The sequence below is a fragment of the Methylobacterium sp. P5_C11 genome (assembly GCF_054049775.1).
Genome location: NZ_JBFULS010000053.1, coordinates 1 through 16,597, shown reverse-complemented (window position 1 = coordinate 16,597; position 16,597 = coordinate 1). Strand labels below are relative to the sequence as shown.

Below are 16,597 nucleotides of genomic sequence, written 5' to 3'. Positions count from 1 at the left end.
GGACAATCGAATGGGACGGCAAATCTGTTGAACGGCCTGTCCACTGGAGCATGCGGCATTTACACGGATGGAACGTGGCTTAGCTTGTCGGTAGAAACTACCCACGAATCACGGATCCTCCGCCGATGATCGCGAAACGGGTAGCGCTCGCCGGTGCGCTCCTCCTGCTGAGCATCACGCCGTCGGCCGCTCAGCTGCGCCGTCCGATGACCTGTACGGAGGAGGGGTCGGTCGGTCTCGATCCCGACCCGCCGGAGGGGGCGAAACCGCAGCCCCACAAGGCCCGGACCTTCTCGCTGGTCACCAGCGGCGGCCTGCTGACCGTGATCTCGGCCGGGCGCTCCGACTATTACGAGTGCCAGACCGCATCGCCGCGGCTGAACGAACGCACGCCGCGCAACGCGATCAAATGCCAGAACGGCGTCTATTTCCTGCTGATCGACCTGAACAAGATGAACTTCGTCGAAGCGCAGCTCAACCCCGAAGAGCGCCATGAGGTCAGGGTCACCTACGGGAATTGCCGAACCCTGTAGTGGCGGCGCCGGACCGGTCGCCGCCGCGGCGGGCGCTAATCCATGTGGACCAGGAAGTAAGCGGCGGCGGCAATGGCCGCGAGGGTCAGGGCGATCAGCAGGGCTGTCTTCCCGGATGGCCCCTCCGGCGGATCTGGGGCATCGGTCATGCGGCTCCTCCGGGCCGTTGGACGGACGCGGGCGACCGTCCTGCTCGATGCGCGACGGCGGATGCCTGGCCTCTGGCGAAAGACATCGGTCGTCCGCTTGGTTCCATGCCGCCTCCCCGCCCGAATCCCTCCGTCCGGGCCGCCGTCCCGAACGCGGCCGATCACCGGCAGAATTGCGCTGCGGCTGGCGTCCATTGGCCGAAGCCCGTCGCGACCATGTTCGCCACCACCCGGCAGATGTAGATCTTCTGCGCCGCGTTGTTGTGCGGGCCGGCATGATAGCGCGCCACGGCCATCGTCCAGCTGCCCTCCCGCTTCTTCAGGTCCCGGAGGAACTGCGTCGCGTAGTCGACATTCGCGTGCGGGTCGATCATGGCCTCCACCGAGCCGAACTTGCCGCCGTGATAGCGATGGTTGATCTGCATGCAGCCGAGATCGATCAGGCGCGCACCCCTGCGGCGCGCCTCGGTGAAGTGGGCGAGCACGTCCTGGAGCCCGGTCGCGAAATAGGCCTTCCCTTCGATATTCATGGCGTAGGGCTGGAGCGAGCCGCGCTTGCCCGTCTCGGTGAGGCCGACGGCGTAGAGCACGCCGAGGGGCACTCCGTAGCGGGCCGAGGCACGGCCCATCTCGGCCTCGCACACCGTCGCCGCGGCCGGGACCGCGCTACAGATAAACGCCGCCGTCGCGAGGACGTACCGTTTCATCCATCCGCTCTCCGTCGTGCCGGCCGGTGGCCGAGGGATGCGCCGCCCGACGCTGCCGGTTCTCGCCCGTGCCCGGCCGTGCGCCCCCATCGGTGAAGTTGGGCTGCCCCTGGGGCGGGGCGCCTCCGGAAAAGCCCCCCGCATCGGCCGGGCGGGCCGGCCCGACGGTCACGGTGGCCTGATAGTTGGCCTGCTTCAGCAGGTCGGTGAGGATCGCCGCGTCCCGGTGCAGGAGGGTCGCCGTCTCCGGCCGCGAGGCCCGCAGGTGCGTCTCCAGCTGGCCGTTCGCGAGCCGCAGCTCCACCGTGACGGTCCCCAGCTCCTCCGGCTTCAGTTGGATCCTGAGCACCCGCAGCGGCCCGTCCGGGGGGGGAGCCACAGCCGGGTCGGCACGATTGCCGACCGGATCCGGGCCGGGTGTCGCCGCACGCGCGATCTCATCCGCGATGGCCGCGGCGATCGTCGGCAGGGCGAGAACGAGTGTGCCCGGCCCGGCCCCGGCCGCGGCCCGGGATTCGGAGGCCGGGCCGTTCGCCGGCGCGTGCCGGTCGGCTGAGGCCATGACGGTCCTGGCAGTGCCGGAACCTGCGATCCCGACGACCGCCCAGCTGTCCTCCGGCTTGGGGACGTCCGACCGATCAGGTGCGGCTGCAGGGCTGCCGGGGGCACTGTCGCCCGGCTGTGGTTCCGGCGGGATTCGGACCGATAGCGGGACCTGCGGTGTCCCGGCGGCGGCGGAGTTCGGCCGTCCGGTCCGGACAGGCGGATCTGCCGCGATATCAGTCTTCGCTGACGCGGGCGCGCCGGGCGCGGCGAAGGTCGGCCGCGTAGAGCCCGCCCCCGCGGTGGTGACCGGTTTCTCAGGGGCGCCCGGTGCCGTGTCGGCGCCCGGCACCGCGCTGGACAGGACGGGCTTGAAGTGCACGGCGCGGTCGAGCACCGCGACCGCCGGAGCCCGTCCGAGGCCGGATACGTCGTCCGGCACTCCCGGGCCGCCGGCATCCCCGGTCGTCGCGGGGATGCCGGAACCGGGAGACGCGGATCCGGCCGGGCGGGGGGACCCATCCCCGGTGCCGGCCACAGAGGCCGGCGCCGGCACGTCGGCCGGACGCATCGTACTCAGGATGCCGGCGAGGATCGCGGCGGCGTCGGTTGTCGGCAAGGCCGGGATGGTCCCGGAGACGCCCGGCCCATCCCCCGATCCAGCGGCCTCGGCGAACCCGGCCTCCTCGTCCGCCTCACCCGGTCCGGCCGCGACAGGGGCGGCCCCGGGGGGACGCGCGGCCGCCTGCAGGACCGCCCCGAACCCACGCGGCTGGACCGCCTCCGACGCAGCCGGCGGATCGGCCTCCGGTTTGGGCGCCAAGATGTCCCGGTCGAGCTTCGGGGAGGACTTCTGAGCCGTGGCGGAGATCGGGGTCACGGACGCGCCTTGCTGAGGAGCAGATCGACGTGATCGATCGTCGCTCGGGCCTTGGGGATCAGGCTTTCGGGTCCGTCGGCCGCTGCTGCTTGCACCGGCCGCGGGGACAGGCCCTTGGCCTCCGGAAGAGTCGTTCGGCCCTCCAGACCGCGCCCGATCTCCTCCGCCGTCGACAGCGCCGTCGCCAGAAGGGACAGGTCGCCGGCCGGCAGCTTGGTCCTGTCCAGGCTCCGCAAGGTCAGTAGCCCCGATTGGAACGTCGCCAGGCTGACGATCTCGGCCGCTGCCCGGTAGAGCCGGGCCTGATGCGCTTCCCGGCTCCCGGGCGCGCAGAGCGCCAATGCCCGGTCGGCGGCCAGAAGGGTCGCGCCCGTCCTTCCCTGCCGGATCGCCGTCCGGGCCATCAGCAGGTACAGGTCCCGTCGGCTGTCGGAGCCGAGTTCGTTCAGGATCCGGTTCATCGTCGCGAAGCGCGCCGGGTCCTGGCCGACGTCGAACTGGGTCAGCTGGAAACCGAGGCGCTGCCGGAAATTGCCGGCATAGACCGAATGCGGGTAACGGCGCAGGTACTGGATGGCCAGGGCCTCGAACTTCGTCAGGTCGCCGGTCTGCCCGAGGGTGAAGATCTCGCGGCGCAGGGCTCCCTCCTCCGCGAGGGTTCCCGGCAGCAGCAACCGGACCTGATCGAGCAGGTCGACGGCGCGGACAGGGTTCTCGGTCAGGGCGAGGGAAGCCTGCGTCAGGCCGATCGCGCCGGCCAGCGTCGGCGGCAGGCTCGTCGTGTCGATCTCCCCGAGGAGACGCTTCGCCTCGGCCTCCCGCCCCTCGATATAGGCCAGCGCCCCGCGCGCGAGCGACGCCTCGGGTTCGGCGAGCCCGTCCCGCGCGGTCAGGTGCCGCAGGATGGCGGGACCACCGCCGCTCAGGGCGAAGACCACGGCCGCCCGGAGGTTGCGGCGATCGGACCAGGCGTCCGGCGTCGCGTTCAGCAGATCCGCGTTGATTCGGGCGATCAGCAGGGGCTGGCTCTCGTGGGCGACCAGGGATCCCGCGGCGACCCGGTCCTGCAGCAATTGCAGCGTGCGCACCCAGGCGACGGGTCCCCCCGTCCCGGCCGGCAGCGCGCCGATCGGGGCATTGGGCGCGTTCGGATCCGGGATGGGCTGCCGCTCCACCTGTGGCGCCGGCTGCGGCGGGGCGGCCGGCTCCGCGGCGCCCGGTCCCGCGAGCCCCACGGCGATCAGGCTGATCAGGCCCGGCAAGGTCCGCCTCATCCCGGAGATCCCTGCAAGAGGATCTCGATCCGCCTGTTCTCGGGGGCCTTCGGATCCGCGGCGTTGCGCGGCGTCCGGTCCGCAGCCCCCTCGACCCGCCAGATCCGCCCCTCGTCAAGGCCGGCCCGGGTGAGCATGTAGGATGGAACGTAGGCCAGCCCGGACGCCACGCGCCTCATCGAGGCCCTGGCCCTGGAGATGGGCCGGTTCCTGATGCCCATCCTGGTGATCCTGCTCGTCGCCGGGATCGCCGCCTCGATCTTTCAGAACGCGCCCCGCATCGTGTTTGATCGCATCCAGCCGCAATGGTCCCGCATCTCGCCCGCCAGCGGCTGGAAGCGGATCTTCAGCACGCAAGGGTTCGTCGAGTTCGGGAAAAGTCTCTTCAAGTTCCTGGCGATCGGCGGCATGTCCTTCATGGTCCTGCGCGCAGACCGGCACGAGATCGTGAACGTCATGTTTGTGGATCCGATCGGCCTGCCCGAGTTCCTGCTGACCCTGTCGGTCCGCCTGATCTCCGCGGTCAGCGTGGCGACCATCGCGCTGGTGGCGGGCGATCTGGTCTGGTCCCGCCTGCGCTGGCAGCGGGACCTGCGGATGTCGCGGCGGGAGCTGAAGGACGAGTTCAAGCAGCTCGAGGGCGATCCGGTGGTGAAGGCCCGCCTGCGCTCCCTGGCGCAGGACCGGCGGCGCAAGCAGATGATGGCGGCGGTCCCCCGCGCCACGATGATCCTGGCCAATCCGACGCACTATGCGATCGCCCTGCGCTACGACCAGGGCGAGAACGACGCCCCCATGGTGCTGGCCAAGGGCAAGGACCTGATCGCCCTGCGCATCCGCGAGATCGCCGAGAAGCACGGCATCGAGGTCGTCGTCGACAAGGCCCTGACCCGGGCGATGTACGACCATGTCGAAGTCGACCACGCCATCCCGGCGGAATTCTACCGGGCGGTGGCGAACCTGCTCGTCTACGTGATGACGCGCAAGCGGCGCTGAGCGGAGAGGATGCATGGCCATGTCGTTGACCGATCTGCTCGTTCCGACTTACCGGCAGATGCTGCGGACCTTGGCGGGCCTGCTCGACAAGGCTCTGGAACAGAGACCTGATGTGGCGGAGGATCTCCTCGCTGCCCGGCTCGCGCCGGATATGCTTCCGCTCGCCTCGCAGATCCGCTTCGCGGCGTTTCAGGCTCAGGAGGCGGTTTACCGGCTCACCGGCCGGGCGCTCCCCGCCTGGCTCGGGCAGATCGCTGCGGAGGGCTGGGACATGCGCGACAGGCCCGGCACTGTCGCTGCGGCGAAGGCGCGGATCACGGAGGCGCTCGCCTGTCTGGACGAGCTGGAGCCCGCTGCCCTCGATGGCGGAGCGGACTTCGCGATCGCCCTCGATCTTCCAGGGGGCCTCACCTTCGATCTGACGGGCGGGTCCTACGCGCGGGACTGGGCTCTGCCGCAATTCTACTTTCACGTCGTCGGCGCCTACGCGATCCTGCGGAACCAGGGCATCGCCATCGGTAAGGCTGATTACGTGCCGCACATGTTCGCGTATCGCCGGGCCGGTGCGGGGCGGGTCTGAGCGATGCTGCCGCGCCGCCGCGCCTCCTGCGGTGTCGGCCGCACGGATCCCGGGGCGCGGCGCCCCCGGAACCCGTGATCGGTGTTCAGACCGCTTGGTTCTTCGCCTCCCGGCGGAACCGGTGCAGCACGAACTCCGTGTAGCCGTTCGGCTGCTGCGCCCCCTCGAACACCAGGGCCTCCGCGGCGCGGAAGGCCGGGCCGTCGAAGTCCGGGGCCATCGGCCGGTAGGCCGGATCACCGGCGTTCTGGCGGTCGACGACCGCCGCCATCCGCCGCAGCGCCGCGGCGACCTGCGCCCGGTCGACGATCCCGTGGCGCAGCCAGTTGGCGATGTGCTGGCTGGAGATCCGCAGGGTGGCGCGGTCCTCCATCAGGCCGACCTCGTGGATGTCCGGCACCTTCGAGCAGCCGACGCCCTGGTCGACCCAGCGGACCACGTAGCCCAGGATCCCCTGGCAGTTGTTGTCGAGCTCCTCCCGCACCGCCTCCGGCGCGAAGGCGCCCTCGGCGAGCGGCAGGGTCAGCATGGCCTCCCGGGTGGCGGGCACCCGGCTGGCGAGGTCCGCCTGGCGGGCGCGGACATCCGTCCGATGGTAGTGCAGGGCGTGGAGCGTGGCGGCCGTCGGGGACGGGACCCAGGCGGTGTTGGCGCCGGCCTCCGGATGGGCGCCCTTGGCCTCCAGCATCGCCGCCATCCGGTCGGGGGCGGCCCACATGCCCTTGCCGATCTGCGCGTGGCCCGGCAGGCCGCAGGCGAGGCCGGCATCGACGTTGCCGTCCTCGTAGGCCTGGATCCAGGCGGTCGCCTTCATGGAATCCTTGCGGACCACGGGGCCGGCCTCCAGGGAGGTGTGGATCTCGTCGCCGGTCCGGTCGAGGAAGCCGGTGTTGATGAAGAACAGCCGGTCGGATGCCGCGGCGATCGCCGCCTTGAGGTTCAGCGTCGTGCGCCGCTCCTCGTCCATCACGCCGATCTTGAGGGTCCGCGGCGCGAGGCCGACGAGGGCCTCGACGCGCCCGAACAGCTCCACCGCGAAGGCGACCTCGTCGGGGCCGTGCAGCTTCGGCTTGACCATGTAGACCGAGCCGGTCCGGCTGTTGCGCAAGGCGCCGGTGCCGTTCAGGTCGTGCAGGGCGATGAGCGCGGTCACCGCCGCGTCGAGGATCGTCTCGGGGATCTCGGCGCCGTCGAGGGTCACGGCGTCGGTGTCCATGTGGTGGCCGACGTGCCGGACCAGCATCAGCGACCGCCCCGGCAGGGTCAGGCGCCCGCCGTCGGGGGCCGTGTAGGTGCGATCCGCGGCGAGCCGCCGCTCGACCGTGCGGCCGCCCTTGGACAGGGTGGCGACGAGGTCGCCGCGCATCAGGCCGAGCCAGCTGCGGTAGACCGCGACCTTGTCGGCCGCGTCCACGGCGGCGACCGAATCCTCCATGTCCATGATGGTCGAGAGGGCGGATTCCAGCACCACGTCGGCGATGCCGGCCGGGTCGGTGCGGCCGATCGGGCTCGTTCGGTCGAGGACGATCTCGATGTGCAGGCCGTTGTGGCGCAGGAGGAGCGCGGTCGGCGCCGTGGCCTCGCCGGTGAAGCCCGCGAACGCGGCCCCGCCCGTCAGGCTGGCGCTCCGGCCGGCGCCGAGATCGACGGCGAGGCGGCCCTCCGCCACGGCGAAGCCCACGGCATCGGCCCAGGAGCCGACGCTGAGCGGCGCGGCGGCGTCGAGGAACGCCTTGGTCCTGGCCACCACCGCGGCGCCCCGGGCCGGGTTGAAGCCGCTGCCGGCGGCGAGGTCGCCGTCCTGCGGGATCGCGTCGGTGCCGTAGAGGGCGTCGTAGAGGCTGCCCCAGCGGGCATTGGCGGCGTTGAGCGCGTAGCGGGCGTTGGAGATCGGCACGACGAGCTGCGGGCCGGCGATGGCGGCGATCTCGGCGTCGACGTTCCCGGTGGTCACCCGCACGGCCGCGGGCTCCGGCTGCAGGTAACCGATCCGGGTCAGGTAGGCCGCGTAGGCGGCCGGGTCGTGCGGCTGGCCGCGATGGTCGCGGTGCCAGGAATCGATGTCGGCCTGGAGGCCGTCGCGCCGGTCGAGCAGCGCCCGGTTGTGCGGTGCGAGATCCCGGACGAGGGACTCGAAGCCCGACCAGAACGTGTCGGCCGAAAGGCCCGTCCCGGGCAGCGCCTCCTCGGACAGGAAGGTGCGGAGTTCCTCGGCGACGATGAGACCCGACATGGCGGCTCCTTCAGCTGCGGACGGCCCGGCCGTCAGAAAAATTCGGACGACGGGTGAAATTTTTTTGAGCTGTTAGTCGATAGACCCCTTGGCACCCGCGAGAAAGGCGCCAAAAGGGATTTGATTTTTTCCGCAGCGTTGAGAATGCACGACCAGAGCGACCTGGAGATCTTCGCCCGGGTGGTCCGCACCGGCAGCCTCACGCAGGCCGGGTCGGAGCTCGGCCTGTCGGTGGCGGTGGTCTCGAAGCGGCTGAAGCGGCTGGAGCAGCGCCTCGCCGTGCGCCTGCTGCACCGCACCACCCGGCGGGTGGCCCCGACCGATGTCGGCGCGGCGTTCTTCCAGCGGATCGCCCCGATCGTCGACGCCATCGCGGAGGCCGAGAGCCTCGTGTCGCAGACGGCGACCCGGGCGCGGGGGACCCTGCGGGTGACGGCGCCGAGCTCCTTCGGGCGGCTGCACATCGTCCCGCACCTGCGGGCCTTCTTCGCCCTCCACCCCGACCTCGTGCTGAACCTGGAGCTGAGCGACGATTTCGAATCGATCGTCGAGCGCGGCTACGACCTCGCCATCCGGGTGGGGGCGCTGGAGAGTTCGGGTCTGACGGCGGTGCGCCTCGCCCCGGTGCGGCGGGTCCTCTGCGCGCGGCCGGGCTACCTCGACGCGGCGGGGCGCCCGGAGACCCTCGACGCCCTGCGCGACCATGTCTGCCTCGCCACCGAGAACCAGAATCCCTGGCGGCTCATCGGGCCGGAGGGCCCCTGCACGGTCAGCGCGTCGGGTCCCCTGCGCACCCATTCCAACGAGGTGGTGCGCGAGGCGGTGATCGGCGGCCTCGGGATCGCGCTGCGCTCGACCTGGGACGTGCACGCGGAGCTGCGCGACGGCCTGCTGGAGGTGGTCCTGCCCGCCTACACGGCGGCGGCCTCGGCGGGGATCTTCGCGGTCTATCCGAGCCGGGCCTTCGTGCCCGCCAAGACCCGGGCGTTCATCGCGTTCTTCCGGCAGATCTACCGGTCGAGCGCAGCCTGGGCGGAGGGGTGAGCGGGCGGACCGGTCCGGTCAGGCGGCGCGGGGCCGTGACGCCACCGGCCCCGCGCCCGCACCGGCTAAGAGGGGCACACAACCGGGTCGGACACGGGCGCTGGCGGCGGAGCGCGACGCGCCCCCTCTCCCGTGCGGGAGAGGGTTGGGGTGAGGGTCGAGAACCTTCAGGATGGAGCACGAGGTCGGCAGGCGGGCGCGTAGCGCTGTCTGCGGATGCCGCACATCCCTAAACCTGTCCCTCTCCCGACGGATCTCGGGCCTGCCCAAGATCCGCACCGGGGAGCCCAAGCCGGGCAAGCCCGGCTCGGGTGGAGCGGGGACCCGCCGTCCCTGAGCCGCCGGCGTCGAGCCCGCCGGCCCGCACGGCTCTGCGGGGCCGCGTCGTTACCCCGCCGCGAAGAAATCCGGATCCGTGCGCGCCAGCATCCGCTTGAACGCCGCCCACTCGCTGTCGGGCGCCCCCTGGACCACGACGCGGTCGTAGCCGGCGGCGTATTGCCCGGCGGTCTTGGCGGCGACGGCGGCCGACGGCCGGATCACCGGGGCACCCGCCGCCTGGAGGGCCAGCTGCGCCCGGCACGAGCGCTCCATGTTGTGCATCAGCCGGAACGCCTCCCCGACCGTGCGCCCGCAGGTCAGCAGCCCGTGGTTGCGCAGCACCATCACGGGCTTGTCGCCCAGATCGGCCACCAGCCGCTGCCGCTCGTCGAGGTCGAGGGCGATGCCCTCGTAGTCGTGGTAGGCGAGGCGCCCCGCGAACTGCATCGACCACTGGTTCAGGGGCAGGAGCCCCTCCTCCTGGCAGGAGACCGCGACCCCCGCCACCGTGTGGGTGTGCAGCACGCAGACCGCGTCGTGGCGCGCCGCGTGGATGGCGCTGTGGATCGTGAACCCGGCCGGGTTGATGCCGAGCCCCATCGGATCCTCGATCACGCGCCCGTCGATATCCACGGTGACGAGGTTGGCCGGCGTGACCTCCTCGAAGCGCAGCCCGTAGGGGTTGATCAGGAACCGGTGCCCGCCCCCGGGGAGCCGCGCCGAGATGTGGGTGTAGATGCTGTCGTCGAGGCCCAGCCGATGGATCAGCCGGTAGGCCGCCGCGAGATCGACGCGCATCGCCTGGACCGCCTCCCGATCCCCTCCGCCGGGCTCCGCGTCCCGGTCCGCGACGATCGACTGCGTGGCTGCGCTCATGCGACGGCTCCCTGCCGGCCGGTCCGATCGGGATCGCCGCCCGGCGCGGGCGGTCCCGGTCCCCCGGCGCGGCCGCGCGCCAGGGGCGCGGATCGGGCCGGGAACGCCGGCAGGGTGCACCACGGGACGCCGTCCGGCAATGCGCCGGACCGGGAGGCCCAGGGCGGGCGGCCCCCCTCCTCCCGCCCGCGCTCTCGTCCTGCGGCTCGACGGGAGCCTGTGGCGTCCTGCTGGCCGGCTTCTGCGAGAGGCGCCGGCGCGGGTGCCGCAGGCTGCGGATACGGAGGGGAACGGCCGCGAAGGGCGCCGCCGCATCTTGACAATGTTCCTATTTTGTGCTCCAAGTCCCCCACTTGCCGTGACGCGCCGTGAGGCGCCTCGGGGCGTCGGTCCGGTCAGCCGCCGGACCGGTGGCGGCGGGACGGTGCCTGCGTCTGCCGTCGGCTGCGGCAGCCCCGGGCGCGGGACTCGACATGCCCCCGGCTCGGGCTGGGCGGCGGCCGGCGGAGGAAATGCCGCGGGCCGTTCAGGGCCGATCGGCGACCCTGTCCTGGGCGGTGTGGTGGTCAGACGGCGCCCTCCATCACGAGGGGGCGTGCGACGAAGGCTCGCTCGGAAGCGTCGGGGGGCGATCCGCACCCTGGAACGACTTAGCGTCATTCGAGCCCCCGCGTGACGGACACCGGACGCACGAACGGACGCGGACGGACACCGGCCTGCCGGTGCGCGCGGCGCGTCCGCGGGACGCCGGGAAGCCGGCTTTGAGCAACGTTGCGTTTGGGCTTCGCGGCGTCCCGCGTCACCCCGGAGGCGGGTGGGGCCACGGATTTCGTCATGCCCCCGGCGGTGCGCCGCGCGGGGCCGCTTCCCTGTGTCCTGGGCCAAGGGAGTTCCGGGCCAAGGGAGTTCCGGGCCAAGGGAGTCCCGGGCCACGGGACGGCCGGGTCCCGCCCGGATCCCGGGGCGGCGTCGGACGGGCGCGCCGCCCCGTGTCAGGCCGCCAGGGCGGCCTCGACCCCGGCCCCGATCGCCAGGAGGCGGCGGTCCTGCCCGTGCCGGGCCAGCAGCATCAGCCCCGCCGGCCGGGCGAGCCCGGGCATCGGCAGGGACAGGCCGGCGAGGTCGAAGAAGTTGCCGAAGGCCGTGTTGCGCAGCATCAGCCGGTTCATCGCCAGGAAGGCCGCGTCGTCGGCCTGGAGCGGCGCGGTCAGCGGCGCCGTGGCGGCGGTCGCCGGCAGGGCCAGCACGTCGAGGGGCGCGAGCCGCCGGTCGAGGGCCGCGATCAGCTCGGCCCGGCGGCGCATCGTCCGGACGTAGCGCGCGGCCGGCGCCGACCGGCCGGCGGCGATCCGGCGGTGGACGCGCGGGTCGTAGCGGGACGCCTCGCTGTCCAGCCAGTCGGCATGGATCGCCGCCGCCTCGATCGCCGCGATGGAGCCGTCCGGCAGGGCCGCGTCCATGGCGGCCAGGAGATCGTCGATCGGGTGGTCGACGACCCGGGCGCCGGTCCGGGACAGGAGCGCCAGCACCCGCTCGAAGGCCTCGGCGACGCAGGGCTCCGTCTCGGTGAACATCAGGCCCCGGGGCACGCCGATCCGCAGGCCGGCGAGGGGGAACGCCTCAAGCGGTGCGGGCTCCGCGCCGGCCATCACGGCGTCGGCCGCCGCGCACGCCGCCACGGTCCGGGCGAGCGGGCCGAGGGAATCGAGGGAGAACGACAGGGGGAAGGCCCCCTCCAGGGGCACCCGCCGGGCGGTGGGCTTGAAGCCGACCACGCCGTTCAGGGAGGCGGGGATCCGCACGGAGCCGCCCGTGTCCGAGCCGATCGCGATGTCGCTCGTCCCCTGCCCCACCGAGACCCCGGCGCCGGAGGACGAGCCCCCCGGGATGCGCGCCGGATCGGCGGCGTTGCCGGGGGTGCCGTAATGCGGGTTGAGCCCGAGCCCCGAGAAGGCGAACTCGGACATGTTGGTCTTGCCCAGGATCACCGCCCCGGCCCGGCGCAGGCGGGCGACCACCGGGGCGTCGGCCCCGGCCGGGGCGGCGTCCGCCAGGAGGACCGAGCCGGCGCGCGTCGTCTCGCCCGCCACGTCGAACAGGTCCTTGATCGACACGATCGCGCCGTCGAGCGGCCCGAGCGCGACGCCGTCCCGGCGGCGGGCCTCGGCGGCCTCCGCCGCCGCGCGGGCGCCGTCCCGGTAGAGGCGGGTGAAGACCGCCGGATCGCCGGCCTCGATCCGCGCCAGGCGTTCTTCGACGATCTCGCGTATGCTCATGACCCTCACCGCATCCTCGTCCCGCGCACCCCCATGCAAGGCGGGGACCCGCCTCAGACCGTGCCGGGATAGGCACCGCCGTCCATCAGGAGATTCTGGCCGGTGATGAACCCGGCCTGCCGGCTGCACAGGAACGCGCAGGCGGCCCCGAACTCCTCCGGCTCCCCGAAGCGGCCGGCGGGATTGTCGCGGGCGCGGGCCTCCAGGAACGCCTCCACGGTCGTGCCGGCCTTGGCGGCGCCCGCGGCGGCGTTGCTGCGGATCCGGTCGGTGTCGAAGGGGCCGGGCAGCAGGTTGTTGATCGTCACGCCGTGCCGCACCGTCTGCCGCGCGAGGCCGGCCACGAACCCCGTCAACCCCGAGCGAGCGCCGTTCGACAGGCCGAGATGCGCGATCGGCGCCTTCACGGCGCCGGAGGTGATGTTGACGATCCGGCCGAAGCCGCGGGCGATCATGCCGTCGACGGTGGCCTGGATCAGCGCGATCGGCGCCAGCATGTTAGCGTCGAGCGCCCGGATCCAGGCGTCGCGGTCCCACTCGCGGAAATCGCCCGGGGGCGGGCCGCCGGCATTGGTGACCAGGATGTCGGGCGCGGGGCAGGCGGCGAGCGCGGCGGCCCGGCCGGCCTCGGTGGCGATGTCCCCCGCCACGGCGGTGACCGTGACGCCGGTCTCGTGGCGGATCTCCGCGGCGGTCCGCTCCAGGATCTCCGCGGTCCGGGCGGTGATCGTCACCGCGACGCCCTCCCGGGCTAGTGCCAGCGCGCAGCCCTTGCCCAGCCCCTTGCTCGCCGCGCAGACGAGCGCCCGGCGCCCGCTCAAGCCGAGATCCATGTGCGCCCTCCCCGAACCGGCCCTCGCCGCGAGGGCGTCCGGGCCGTCATAGCGCGCCGGACGCGGTCCCCGGAAGCAGCCCCGGCGCGCCCGGACGGGGCGCGGCGCTCACCACGTGCGCAGGTCGCGGGCGCCGCGCACGTCCGGACGCTCCTCCCGCTCCGGGGCGACGAACCCCGCCCACAACAGGGCCATCGCCGCGGTCAGAAGCGGAAGGGACGTGCTGAGGACGAGGCTGAGGGTCACGGCGAGCCTGCCACGCGGAAGACGCAACGACGAGATCCTCACTCTCTGGCCTGAGAATTGTTTTCGCAGGATTAAGCTGTGGGGTCGGACTGCAAGGGTCGGTGTCGAAATCACAGGTGATCCGCACCGTCCGGACGCGGACATCCGGGCCGGCGCGGCGCCGGTGGCGGCTGACCTTCATCGGGGCGTTACACGGCCGCGGTAGGGCGCAGCGCCCTGGAGGATCATCGGGGCGATCCTCAGGGTGATTCATGGGAAGGACTGACCGGATGCCGGCCCGCTACTGCGTCAACCCGCTCGATCCCCAGGCCGGTGAGACCGTCCTCGTGACCTATGCCGAGGGTCGGCCGCTCCCCGGGATCCTGTCCGCGGTCGACGGCGACGGATGCGACCTGTTGCCGGGCCTGTCCGACGCCTGCATCCGGATCCTGCAGCTCGAGATCGCGGTCTATCACGGCCCCATCGAGCCCTATGGCTGGGCGCAGCACGCGGTCGACGTCATGGCCGCGCCGGCGGCGGCGTAGCCCGGCGGCCCTCGCCGGCGCCGGCCCGCTCAGGCCTGGCCCGGCTCCCGGGACAGGGCACCGAACTCGGTGACCATGCACTCGTGCATGCRACGCAGCCAGGCGCGTGCCTCGGTCCGCTGGGCCTCCGCCCGGTCGGCCCGCTCCCCGGCCGCGCGGGCCTCGGCCTCGGCGTGCTCGGCCCGTTCGAGGGCCGCCCGCAGCAGCGTCTCGGCGTGGCGGGCGCGCTCCTCCGCCGCGCGGATCGCCGCCTCGGCCGCGCGCACCGAACCCTGCGCCTCCCGGACCGAGTCGCGGGCCTGCGCCTGCAGGGTGCGGACCCGCACCGCCACGCCGCGCACGGCGGCCAGGGAGGTCGTCCAGTCGTCCTCGTCCGCCGGGATGGTGGGGGCGGCCGCCGCGGCCCCGGCGAACAGTGCCACGACCCGGTCGATCGGAGCGGCATCGCCGTCGCGAGGCCCGACCGGAGGGGCCAGGGGGGACGCCTCCGTCAGGTCGGCCCGCGCCCGGGCTGCGATGCTCATGCCGCCGCCTGATCGGTGAGATCCGAGAACTCGGACAGGATCGCCTGCTGGACGCGTTCCAGCCACTCCTCGGCCTGCCGCGCCCGGTCCTCGGCGGCGCCGGCGCGGGCCTCGGCGGCCTTGGCGCGCTCCTCGGCGGCGATGATCTGCGCCTCGGCGCGCACCTGCGCGTCGCGGGCCTGCATCTCGGCCATCCGGGCACGCTCGTTGGACGTGTTGATCTCGGCCCGGACCTGCTCCAGCACGTGTTCGATGCGCTCTTCCCGCTCGCGGGCCTGCGCCTCGATCACCCGCGCCTGACGGGCCGCGGCCTGCACCCGGTGGATCAGCGCGTCCCAGTCCTGCGACGACGCGGGCGGCTTCGGAAACTCGGTCCGGGCGTGCATCGACGAAACGACGCGCAGGACGCTGCCGAGATTGGCTTCGGGGGCGGCGCCGGTTTCACGGGGGCTCTTGTCGGCCGGCCGGAACCGGGGATCGTTCAGAAGCCTCTGCAGCTCGCTCACGGATCCTCCACTCGCTGTCAACGCAATCCTGATCCGACTAAACTGTTTAGATGGGTTAACAAATAGTTAAACGATCCGCCGCAGGCCGGTGGAATCTTAACGCGGCGGGTGGTGGCCGCGGAGCCCGGCCGGGCGCGCCGCATCCGCGATCACGGGGGCTGCGCCGGCACACGGGCGGGCGCCGTCGGACCGGTGTGCGGCCGGACGGGCTGCGGTTCTCACTCCTGGGCCGAGGGTGCGTTGCGACCGCCGTGGGTCCGCACGGGGCGCCGGCGGGGACGCGATGCGGCCCGTGCTCACCCGCACGCAGGCGCGTCCGCCACCGTCATAGCTGTCCATCCTCACTATCATGGCACCCGAGGAGGTGCGCCATGACCGCTCCGCAAGTCGTCGCAACGATTGTCGTCCTGATCTCGGCCGGGTCGGCGACGGCCTTGGCCATCATGGCGACCGCCTCGGCCCTGCTGGAGATGTCGGTCGAGGCCCGCGACCGCTGGGGCCGCTCCGGACGGGGCTCCCGCAGGGCGGCCAGCCCGACCGGGTACCCGCCGGGGAGCCCTCGCTATAGGATCCCGGTCCGGCCGGCCGGGTCGGGCCGGAAGCCGGCGGGAGCCCATCGCCTTGACCGTCGTCGAGATTCACCGGTCGCCCTGGAGAGTGGCCGGGCTGTTCGCGGGGGCCTGCGCCTTCGTCGCCGCCTGCCTCTGGCTGATCGGCGACCCTCCGGGACCCGGTCGCGCCGCGGTGACAACCGGGAGCTTCACGGCCTGCGTGGCGTATGTCGGCCTCGGTGTCTTCGGCCTCTGTGCGGCCCTCGTGGTCCCGATGCTGTTCCAGCGCGGCCCGGTGGTCTCAGTGGGGCCACGCGGGATCTTCGATCGGAGGCTCTCGACCGACTGGATTCCCTGGACGGCCATTCGCGGCATCGCGACGGTGGCGATCCGGCGTCAGCGCGTGATCGCGCTCGAGGTCGATCCCCGCGTCGATGCGTCCCTTCCCTGGACGAACTGCGCGCGACGCGTCGCGCGGCTGAACCGGGTCCTCGGCGATCATCGATACTGGATGGCGGCTATCGAAATGCGCGGGGGATTCCCGGCGCTGTCCGCGGCGGTCGAGCGCGGCTGGTCCGATCGGAGCGGCGGAGTCCGGTGATGAGACCCCGATCGGTCAGGGTCCAGGCTGTCTTCGACCGGAGGGGGCGGACCGATTCAGGTTTGCCGAACCCGAGGGACCGCTATCGGTTCGGAAATCCATTCAACCTCCGTCGGTTGAATGGTGGGCGCGACAGGGATCGAACCTGTGACTGATCCTCCCTCGGCTTCGCGGTTCTTCCGCACTTTGCGTGGATCAGGCAGCGAGGAGCACGCGGCGGCGGCGGAGTGCGAAGCTGGCGCGGCCGTACATGGTACGCTTGAGCATCTTCAGCCGACTGATCTGCCCTTCAGCCTGCGCGTTGCTCCAGGGCGTCGTCAGCGCCGCCCGAACCGCCGGCCCGTCCTGCGCCAAGCCAGCCGCGAAGGTCTCCAATGCCGCCACGCCGCAGGGGCGCGTC

17 protein-coding genes and 1 pseudogene are annotated in these 16,597 nt (G+C 72.6%); 6 read left to right on the top strand and 12 right to left on the bottom strand.

What is annotated here, in order from left to right; translation table 11 throughout:
• The first annotated feature begins 125 nt into the window (after positions 1–125).
• Positions 126–533 carry a hypothetical protein gene (locus ACXJKQ_RS22150; RefSeq protein ID WP_457107852.1) on the top strand — a complete coding sequence of 136 codons (408 nt, stop codon included), beginning with the start codon at positions 126–128 and terminating at the stop codon, positions 531–533.
• Between the two features lie 310 nt (positions 534–843).
• Here the strand turns inward: ACXJKQ_RS22150 and ACXJKQ_RS22145 are convergent, their stop codons facing one another.
• From ACXJKQ_RS22145 to ACXJKQ_RS22130, 4 genes are read right to left on the bottom strand one after another with little or no spacing between them, the layout of a single operon-like run.
• Positions 844–1,389 (bottom strand): transglycosylase SLT domain-containing protein, encoded by a 546-nt coding sequence (locus ACXJKQ_RS22145; protein ID WP_457107851.1) that lies wholly within the window; start codon positions 1,387–1,389, stop codon positions 844–846.
• Positions 1,349–2,812 (bottom strand): flagellar hook-length control protein FliK, encoded by a 1,464-nt coding sequence (locus ACXJKQ_RS22140; RefSeq protein WP_457107850.1) that lies wholly within the window; start codon positions 2,810–2,812, stop codon positions 1,349–1,351. The genes ACXJKQ_RS22145 and ACXJKQ_RS22140 overlap by 41 nt, the downstream gene beginning before the upstream one ends.
• Positions 2,809–4,086 (bottom strand): chemotaxis protein, encoded by a 1,278-nt coding sequence (locus ACXJKQ_RS22135; RefSeq protein WP_457107849.1) that lies wholly within the window; start codon positions 4,084–4,086, stop codon positions 2,809–2,811. Before ACXJKQ_RS22135 ends, ACXJKQ_RS22140 begins: the two co-directional genes overlap by 4 nt.
• Positions 4,083–4,256 carry a hypothetical protein gene (locus ACXJKQ_RS22130; protein WP_457107848.1) on the bottom strand — a complete coding sequence of 58 codons (174 nt, stop codon included), beginning with the start codon at positions 4,254–4,256 and terminating at the stop codon, positions 4,083–4,085. Before ACXJKQ_RS22130 ends, ACXJKQ_RS22135 begins: the two co-directional genes overlap by 4 nt.
• Before the next feature lie 43 nt (positions 4,257–4,299).
• Here ACXJKQ_RS22130 and ACXJKQ_RS22125 point away from each other — a divergent pair, with 43 nt between their 5' ends.
• Together ACXJKQ_RS22125 and ACXJKQ_RS22120 are read left to right on the top strand one after the other, a co-directional pair.
• A complete protein-coding gene (locus ACXJKQ_RS22125) occupies positions 4,300–5,082 on the top strand; it encodes an EscU/YscU/HrcU family type III secretion system export apparatus switch protein (protein ID WP_457107847.1) in 783 nt (260 codons plus the stop codon).
• A gap of 13 nt (positions 5,083–5,095) precedes the next feature.
• Entirely contained in the window at positions 5,096–5,662 is a 567-nt protein-coding gene (locus ACXJKQ_RS22120; protein WP_457107846.1) for a DUF1993 domain-containing protein, read from the top strand.
• Between the two features lie 85 nt (positions 5,663–5,747).
• On the opposite strand, the gene ACXJKQ_RS22115 is transcribed toward ACXJKQ_RS22120, so the two are convergent.
• Positions 5,748–7,895, bottom strand: coding sequence for a malate synthase G (locus ACXJKQ_RS22115; RefSeq protein WP_457107845.1), 2,148 nt, complete (start codon positions 7,893–7,895; stop codon positions 5,748–5,750).
• Between the two features lie 144 nt (positions 7,896–8,039).
• Here ACXJKQ_RS22115 and ACXJKQ_RS22110 point away from each other — a divergent pair, with 144 nt between their 5' ends.
• Complete coding sequence (locus ACXJKQ_RS22110; RefSeq protein WP_457107844.1) at positions 8,040–8,939, top strand: LysR family transcriptional regulator; 900 nt, start codon at positions 8,040–8,042, stop codon at positions 8,937–8,939.
• 387 nt (positions 8,940–9,326) lie between these two features.
• Here ACXJKQ_RS22110 and ACXJKQ_RS22105 read toward each other — a convergent pair whose 3' ends face one another.
• From ACXJKQ_RS22105 to ACXJKQ_RS22090, 4 genes are all read right to left on the bottom strand, one after another.
• On the bottom strand, positions 9,327–10,136 hold the full coding sequence (locus tag ACXJKQ_RS22105; protein ID WP_457107843.1) for a class II aldolase/adducin family protein: 810 nt from the start codon (positions 10,134–10,136) through the stop codon (positions 9,327–9,329).
• 992 nt (positions 10,137–11,128) lie between these two features.
• Positions 11,129–12,412, bottom strand: coding sequence for an amidase (locus tag ACXJKQ_RS22100; protein WP_457107842.1), 1,284 nt, complete (start codon positions 12,410–12,412; stop codon positions 11,129–11,131).
• A gap of 53 nt (positions 12,413–12,465) precedes the next feature.
• Positions 12,466–13,245 carry an SDR family oxidoreductase gene (locus tag ACXJKQ_RS22095; RefSeq protein ID WP_457107841.1) on the bottom strand — a complete coding sequence of 260 codons (780 nt, stop codon included), beginning with the start codon at positions 13,243–13,245 and terminating at the stop codon, positions 12,466–12,468.
• A gap of 108 nt (positions 13,246–13,353) precedes the next feature.
• The gene (locus ACXJKQ_RS22090) at positions 13,354–13,518 is read right to left on the bottom strand and encodes a hypothetical protein (protein ID WP_457107840.1); all 165 of its coding nucleotides are present in this window, start codon (positions 13,516–13,518) and stop codon (positions 13,354–13,356) included.
• A 242-nt stretch (positions 13,519–13,760) separates the two neighbouring features.
• Here ACXJKQ_RS22090 and ACXJKQ_RS22085 point away from each other — a divergent pair, with 242 nt between their 5' ends.
• Positions 13,761–14,015: a hypothetical protein gene (locus ACXJKQ_RS22085; RefSeq protein WP_457107839.1), complete on the top strand. Its 255-nt coding sequence runs from the start codon at positions 13,761–13,763 to the stop codon at positions 14,013–14,015.
• A gap of 29 nt (positions 14,016–14,044) precedes the next feature.
• On the opposite strand, the gene ACXJKQ_RS22080 is transcribed toward ACXJKQ_RS22085, so the two are convergent.
• Together ACXJKQ_RS22080 and ACXJKQ_RS22075 are read right to left on the bottom strand one after the other, a co-directional pair.
• Positions 14,045–14,539 (bottom strand): hypothetical protein, encoded by a 495-nt coding sequence (locus ACXJKQ_RS22080; RefSeq protein ID WP_457107838.1) that lies wholly within the window; start codon positions 14,537–14,539, stop codon positions 14,045–14,047.
• On the bottom strand, positions 14,536–15,045 hold the full coding sequence (locus tag ACXJKQ_RS22075) for a hypothetical protein (protein ID WP_457107837.1): 510 nt from the start codon (positions 15,043–15,045) through the stop codon (positions 14,536–14,538). The genes ACXJKQ_RS22080 and ACXJKQ_RS22075 overlap by 4 nt, the downstream gene beginning before the upstream one ends.
• Before the next feature lie 621 nt (positions 15,046–15,666).
• Between ACXJKQ_RS22075 and ACXJKQ_RS22070 the strand changes: the two genes are divergently transcribed.
• Positions 15,667–16,197, top strand: coding sequence for an STM3941 family protein (locus ACXJKQ_RS22070; protein WP_457107836.1), 531 nt, complete (start codon positions 15,667–15,669; stop codon positions 16,195–16,197).
• Between the two features lie 195 nt (positions 16,198–16,392).
• Here the strand turns inward: ACXJKQ_RS22070 and ACXJKQ_RS22065 are convergent.
• A pseudogene (locus ACXJKQ_RS22065) lies at positions 16,393–16,597 on the bottom strand (ISL3 family transposase); the annotation flags it as partial.

Bases quoted from the DNA above. Each gene is read 5' to 3' on its own strand.
- ACXJKQ_RS22100 (WP_457107842.1), bottom strand. From the start codon at position 12,412: ATGAGCATACGCGAGATCGTCGAAGAACGCCTGGCGCGGATCGAGGCC.
- ACXJKQ_RS22105 (WP_457107843.1), bottom strand. From the start codon at position 10,136: ATGAGCGCAGCCACGCAGTCGATCGTCGCGGACCGGGACGCGGAGCCC.
- ACXJKQ_RS22115 (WP_457107845.1), bottom strand. From the start codon at position 7,895: ATGTCGGGTCTCATCGTCGCCGAGGAACTCCGCACCTTCCTGTCCGAG.
- ACXJKQ_RS22085 (WP_457107839.1), top strand. From the start codon at position 13,761: ATGCCGGCCCGCTACTGCGTCAACCCGCTCGATCCCCAGGCCGGTGAG.
- ACXJKQ_RS22150 (WP_457107852.1), top strand. From the start codon at position 126: ATGATCGCGAAACGGGTAGCGCTCGCCGGTGCGCTCCTCCTGCTGAGC.
- ACXJKQ_RS22095 (WP_457107841.1), bottom strand. From the start codon at position 13,245: ATGGATCTCGGCTTGAGCGGGCGCCGGGCGCTCGTCTGCGCGGCGAGC.
- ACXJKQ_RS22135 (WP_457107849.1), bottom strand. From the start codon at position 4,086: ATGAGGCGGACCTTGCCGGGCCTGATCAGCCTGATCGCCGTGGGGCTC.
- ACXJKQ_RS22110 (WP_457107844.1), top strand. From the start codon at position 8,040: ATGCACGACCAGAGCGACCTGGAGATCTTCGCCCGGGTGGTCCGCACC.
- ACXJKQ_RS22145 (WP_457107851.1), bottom strand. From the start codon at position 1,389: ATGAAACGGTACGTCCTCGCGACGGCGGCGTTTATCTGTAGCGCGGTC.
- ACXJKQ_RS22120 (WP_457107846.1), top strand. From the start codon at position 5,096: ATGGCCATGTCGTTGACCGATCTGCTCGTTCCGACTTACCGGCAGATG.
- ACXJKQ_RS22125 (WP_457107847.1), top strand. From the start codon at position 4,300: ATGCCCATCCTGGTGATCCTGCTCGTCGCCGGGATCGCCGCCTCGATC.